The 1,393-nt window shown below is 34.1% G+C and carries 2 protein-coding genes and 1 pseudogene; 2 read left to right on the forward strand and 1 reads right to left on the reverse strand.

Annotated elements, in window-relative coordinates:
* A partial coding sequence (locus tag ACFIJ7_RS09455) for a YadA-like family protein (protein WP_375645183.1) occupies window positions 1-270 on the forward strand: 270 nt, incomplete at its 5' end.
* A gap of 392 nt (window positions 271-662) precedes the next feature.
* Window positions 663-910 (forward strand): annotated as a pseudogene (locus ACFIJ7_RS09460) (hypothetical protein); the annotation flags it as partial.
* A 77-nt stretch (window positions 911-987) separates the two neighbouring features.
* On the opposite strand, the gene ACFIJ7_RS09465 reads toward ACFIJ7_RS09460, so the two are convergent.
* Complete coding sequence (locus tag ACFIJ7_RS09465) at window positions 988-1,203, reverse strand: hypothetical protein (RefSeq protein WP_375645184.1); 216 nt, start codon at window positions 1,201-1,203, stop codon at window positions 988-990.
* Between the last annotated feature and the right edge of the window lie 190 nt (window positions 1,204-1,393).

Consider the following 1,393-nt stretch of genomic DNA (forward strand, 5'->3'; position numbering starts at 1 on the left):
TTTGAGACGTTAAATTATGCTATTGAGGATGTTCGCAAGGAAGCAAGACAAGCAGCAGCGATTGGTTTAGCGGTGTCTAATTTAAGCTATGACGATACACCGGGAAAATTAAGTTTTTCGTTTGGTACGGGTGTATGGCGTAGTCAATCCGCATTTGCTATTGGGGCTGGTTATATGTCTGAAAATGGAAGATTTCGCTCTAACATATCTGCAACGAGTGCTGGGGGACATTGGGGGGTAGGTGCTGGGTTTAGGGTAACACTGAATTAACAATAGAAAATTCGAAATAAATTTTCCTTCTCTTATCAAATGCGTTACATGTGGCATTTTAAGAGAAGGAAAGTTATTCTCAGCATAAATGAATAGCAATAGAAGATGGGCGTATTTCGAATAAAAATGTATTTTTTATTATGAAATTTTATGTGAAAAAATCATTTATCATCTCCAAAAGGAATTATTTGAGTAATCGATATTTATTTTTGAGAGAGGTTTTTCCTTATAAGAGAAATATATATAATAATAATATTATCAATGAATGCAGCATTATTTTTTATGACAAGATAGGCGGTATGTTATTTTACATAATTCTACTGCTGATAAGATTATTATTGGATTATATATTGCCTAAAAGGTGATCAATTACATAACAGTGAGCAGCAGATAAGACAGTTCAGAAAGAAGCAAGACAGGCGGCCTCTGTTGGTTTAGCAGTATCGAATTTAAGTTATTTTGATATTTTTTGGTCTTTAAGTGTCTGTTTTGGTAATGGTTTATAGCGTAGTCGATCGGCTTTTGCCTTTGGAGCTGGTTGTATGTCAGAAGATGGAAAGATCGCTCTAATATATCCGCAATGAGTTCTGGCGGAGATTGGGGAAGAGGTGCTGGCTTAAGATTGACGCTGAATTTATGATAGTAAAGGATTATTTTAACAACATTTATTCTTATTTTATTGAAATGAGGGTGATTTTTTTTAAGACGCTACAGTATTTATCTAGAGATAAGCATAATATTTGATGTATATACAAGATCACCAAAAGCAGCTGAATTATCTCTTTTGCTCTGCGTATTCAAACCTACAGCAATAGAACTTAGACCCTCCGCAGTAGCCGATGGACCTAAAGCAACAGGTGAGGCTATAAACTTTGAGGTTTTATAGAAGCTTTTTCTATATTTTTGTTGAAAAAAGATCACAGTAGAATCCATATTGCTAAAAAGTCATATTTTTATGTTGCTATTTTCTTGAACAGTCTATAGTGATGCGGGAATGTATATTAGTAAGACTCATTTTGATAAAATAACTTTCAAAGGGGGGAAAAGTAGTGCGTAAAGATAGAAGGTACATCACAAGACCGCGCATATATCATTATATGATACTTTAAAAAGAGAAAACCTA

Source organism: Bartonella sp. MR100HLJHH, from assembly GCF_042194215.1.
Lineage (GTDB): Bacteria > Pseudomonadota > Alphaproteobacteria > Rhizobiales > Rhizobiaceae > Bartonella > Bartonella grahamii.

Excerpts from the sequence above, each read along its gene's own strand:
- ACFIJ7_RS09465 (WP_375645184.1), bottom strand. The coding sequence starts at position 1,203 with ATGGATTCTACTGTGATCTTTTTTCAACAAAAATATAGAAAAAGCTTC.